The sequence below is a fragment of the Salinicoccus jeotgali genome, from assembly GCF_039538805.1.
Taxonomy (GTDB): Bacteria; Bacillota; Bacilli; order Staphylococcales; family Salinicoccaceae; genus Salinicoccus; species Salinicoccus jeotgali.
On record NZ_BAABCK010000045.1, the window covers coordinates 1 to 2,823 of the forward strand.

The following is a 2,823-nucleotide window of genomic DNA, read 5'->3' on the forward strand; positions in this document are numbered from 1 at the left end:
CATATTGTCCGGTGGCAATCGCGGAGAGGCCCCACCTGTTCCCATGCCGAACACAGCAGTTAAGCTCTCCAGCGCCGATGGTAGTTGGACTGACGTCCCGTGAGAGTAGGACGCCGCCGGGCAGTATTTGGAAATGCAGAATGAAAAATGATTTGAGGAGAATTAGCTCAGCTGGGAGAGCATCTGCCTTACAAGCAGAGGGTCGGCGGTTCGAACCCGTCATTCTCCACCATTTTAATAAGCCGCTCTAGCTCAATTGGCAGAGCAACTGACTTGTAATCAGTAGGTTGGGGGTTCGATTCCTCTGGGCGGCACCATTTTTTGAAATATCTTGAGCCATTAGCTCAGTTGGTAGAGCATCTGACTTTTAATCAGAGGGTCAGAGGTTCGAATCCTCTATGGCTCATGACTTGCGGGTGTGGCGGAACTGGCAGACGCACTAGATTTAGGATCTAGCGCCTTCGGGCGTGGGGGTTCGACTCCCTTCACCCGCATCATCAGCGGAAGTAGTTCAGTGGTAGAACACCACCTTGCCAAGGTGGGGGTCGCGGGTTCGAATCCCGTCTTCCGCTCCATTGTTTAGTTCGCCGGGGTGGCGGAACTGGCAGACGCACAGGACTTAAAATCCTGCGGTAAGTAATTACCGTACCGGTTCGATTCCGGTCCTCGGCACCAGTATAAATATCATATGCGCCCGTAGCTCAATTGGATAGAGCGCTTGACTACGGATCAGGAGGCTAGGGGTTCGAATCCTCTCGGGCGCGCTTTAAAAAAACGGGAAGTAGCTCAGCTTGGTAGAGCACTTGGTTTGGGACCAAGGGGTCGCAGGTTCGAATCCTGTCTTCCCGACTCTTATTAAATGCGGGTGTGGCGGAACTGGCAGACGCACTAGAATCAGGGTCTAGCGCCTTCGGGCGTGGGGGTTCGACTCCCTTCACCCGCACTTACACAGATTATATGGGGGCTTAGCTCAGCTGGGAGAGCGCCTGCTTTGCACGCAGGAGGTCAGCGGTTCGATCCCGCTAGTCTCCACCATTTATTCTAATATGTTATTATGGCGGTGTAGCTCAGCTGGCTAGAGCGTACGGTTCATACCCGTGAGGTCGGGGGTTCGATCCCCTCCGCCGCTATATTGGACCTTTAGCTCAGTTGGTCAGAGCAAACGGCTCATAACCGTTGGGTCGCAGGTTCGAGTCCTGCAAGGTCCACCATGTTTTAATTGCATAGTTTCATACGGAGGAATACCCAAGTCTGGCTGAAGGGATCGGTCTTGAAAACCGACAGGGGCTTCATCGCCCGCGGGGGTTCGAATCCCTCTTCCTCCGCCATTTTTATTATTCTATTATCGCGGGATGGAGCAGTTCGGTAGCTCGTCGGGCTCATAACCCGGAGGTCGGTGGTTCAAATCCACCTCCCGCAATTATTTAAGTGGTCCCGTGGTGTAGCGGTTAACATGCCTGCCTGTCACGCAGGAGATCGCGGGTTCGATTCCCGTCGGGACCGCCATTTTAAATTTAAGTGGTTCAGTAGCTCAGTCGGTAGAGCATGTGATTGAAGCTCACAGTGTCGGCGGTTCGATTCCGTCCTGAACCACCATTTGTTATGTTGTGGCGCCGCTCTAGCTCAATTGGCAGAGCAACTGACTTGTAATCAGTAGGTTGGGGGTTCGATTCCTCTGGGCGGCACCATCATATATATATAAGCGTGGAGGGGTAGCGAAGTGGCTAAACGCGGCGGACTGTAAATCCGCTCCTTCGGGTTCGGCAGTTCGAATCTGCCCCCCTCCATATATTTAGGGGTATAGTTCAATGGTAGAATGAAGGTCTCCAAAACCTTAGATGTGGGTTCAATTCCTACTACCCCTGCCATGGCGGTTGTGGTGAAGTGGTTAACACACCGGATTGTGGTTCCGGCATTCGTGGGTTCGATCCCCATCAGCCGCCCCATTATTGGGCTGTCGCCAAGCGGTAAGGCAACGGTTTTTGGTACCGTCATGCACAGGTTCGAATCCTGTCAGCCCAGCTTTAGGGCACCATAGCCAAGTGGTAAGGCCGAGGACTGCAAATCCTCTATCACCGGTTCAAATCCGGTTGGTGCCTCCATAATTTACTAAGCGGAAGTAGTTCAGTGCTTAGAACATGCTTCTTCCTGAAGCAAGACATAGGTTCAAATCCTATCTTCCGCTCCATTTAGTATCCTGGTCTTATATAGGTCAGAGCATCGTAAGATGTAAAAATCAATTCAATATTTGCGGAAGTAGTTCAGTGCTCAGAACATGCTTCTTCCTGAAGCAAGACATAGGTTCAAATCCTATCTTCCGCTCCATTAAAATAATACTGGGCCACCGTGGCGGAATTGGCAGACGCGCTGGACTCAAAATCCAGTTCCCATTGCGGGAGTGCCGGTTCGATCCCGGCCGGTGGTATAATCGATTAATCAAATAATGTGATTTTAGTACGCGCTGCGAGCGGCCGGATGAAACATTTCATCGGGCCGCTATTTTTATGGTTGAAATTAAAGGAGAAGGTATTACGATTAGCAAGAATAAGCCAAAGAACATTGCAACAACAGTAAAAGAAGTACTGGCAAGACGATAAATCAAATAGACAGTTAACAATGGTCTTTAAAAGAATGTTTCCCATTCATGACTGTATTCAAAAGCTCTTCTGTTTAACGGCTTATGCCGTAAGCAGAGGGTTTTTCTTACGATTAGTCAATAGATTACAAGCATATATTCCATATTTTTCATCCCTATCCAGCGGGGCGCCCCGCTGGATAGGGATGTCGGCATGCCAAATAGGCCCTGCTTTTTCAGTTTTTTCG

The 2,823-nt window shown here is 50.4% G+C and carries 25 tRNA genes and 1 rRNA gene; all 26 read left to right on the plus strand.

Features of this window, described 5'->3' with window-relative positions:
* Positions 1-7: 7 nt before the first annotated feature.
* The 26 genes from rrf to ABD734_RS07955 all read left to right on the plus strand — a co-directional run bounded on the left by rrf (position 8) and on the right by ABD734_RS07955 (position 2,425).
* Positions 8-122: ribosomal RNA gene (gene rrf, locus ABD734_RS07830) — 5S ribosomal RNA — on the plus strand.
* Positions 123-156: 34 nt separating this feature from the next.
* Positions 157-232, plus strand: a tRNA-Val gene (locus ABD734_RS07835).
* A 9-nt stretch (positions 233-241) separates the two neighbouring features.
* A tRNA-Thr gene (locus tag ABD734_RS07840) sits at positions 242-317 on the plus strand.
* Positions 318-333: 16 nt separating this feature from the next.
* Positions 334-406 (plus strand) — tRNA-Lys (locus ABD734_RS07845).
* 6 nt (positions 407-412) lie between these two features.
* Positions 413-494 (plus strand) — tRNA-Leu (locus ABD734_RS07850).
* A gap of 6 nt (positions 495-500) precedes the next feature.
* Positions 501-575, plus strand: a tRNA-Gly gene (locus tag ABD734_RS07855).
* Between the two features lie 11 nt (positions 576-586).
* Positions 587-675: transfer RNA gene (locus tag ABD734_RS07860), tRNA-Leu, on the plus strand.
* A gap of 15 nt (positions 676-690) precedes the next feature.
* Positions 691-764 (plus strand) — tRNA-Arg (locus tag ABD734_RS07865).
* Between the two features lie 11 nt (positions 765-775).
* Positions 776-849 (plus strand) — tRNA-Pro (locus tag ABD734_RS07870).
* 12 nt (positions 850-861) lie between these two features.
* A tRNA-Leu gene (locus ABD734_RS07875) sits at positions 862-943 on the plus strand.
* Between the two features lie 16 nt (positions 944-959).
* Positions 960-1,035: transfer RNA gene (locus ABD734_RS07880), tRNA-Ala, on the plus strand.
* A gap of 21 nt (positions 1,036-1,056) precedes the next feature.
* A tRNA-Met gene (locus ABD734_RS07885) sits at positions 1,057-1,130 on the plus strand.
* 4 nt (positions 1,131-1,134) lie between these two features.
* Positions 1,135-1,211 (plus strand) — tRNA-Ile (locus ABD734_RS07890).
* Between the two features lie 24 nt (positions 1,212-1,235).
* Positions 1,236-1,328: transfer RNA gene (locus ABD734_RS07895), tRNA-Ser, on the plus strand.
* 18 nt (positions 1,329-1,346) lie between these two features.
* A tRNA-Met gene (locus tag ABD734_RS07900) sits at positions 1,347-1,420 on the plus strand.
* 10 nt (positions 1,421-1,430) lie between these two features.
* A tRNA-Asp gene (locus ABD734_RS07905) sits at positions 1,431-1,506 on the plus strand.
* A gap of 14 nt (positions 1,507-1,520) precedes the next feature.
* Positions 1,521-1,596 (plus strand) — tRNA-Phe (locus ABD734_RS07910).
* A 16-nt stretch (positions 1,597-1,612) separates the two neighbouring features.
* Positions 1,613-1,688, plus strand: a tRNA-Thr gene (locus ABD734_RS07915).
* 18 nt (positions 1,689-1,706) lie between these two features.
* Positions 1,707-1,787: transfer RNA gene (locus ABD734_RS07920), tRNA-Tyr, on the plus strand.
* A 7-nt stretch (positions 1,788-1,794) separates the two neighbouring features.
* Positions 1,795-1,868, plus strand: a tRNA-Trp gene (locus tag ABD734_RS07925).
* 2 nt (positions 1,869-1,870) lie between these two features.
* A tRNA-His gene (locus tag ABD734_RS07930) sits at positions 1,871-1,946 on the plus strand.
* A 4-nt stretch (positions 1,947-1,950) separates the two neighbouring features.
* Positions 1,951-2,022, plus strand: a tRNA-Gln gene (locus tag ABD734_RS07935).
* Between the two features lie 6 nt (positions 2,023-2,028).
* Positions 2,029-2,102: transfer RNA gene (locus ABD734_RS07940), tRNA-Cys, on the plus strand.
* A gap of 11 nt (positions 2,103-2,113) precedes the next feature.
* A tRNA-OTHER gene (locus tag ABD734_RS07945) sits at positions 2,114-2,188 on the plus strand.
* 62 nt (positions 2,189-2,250) lie between these two features.
* Positions 2,251-2,325 (plus strand) — tRNA-OTHER (locus ABD734_RS07950).
* Positions 2,326-2,340: 15 nt separating this feature from the next.
* A tRNA-Leu gene (locus ABD734_RS07955) sits at positions 2,341-2,425 on the plus strand.
* Positions 2,426-2,823 lie beyond the last annotated feature (398 nt).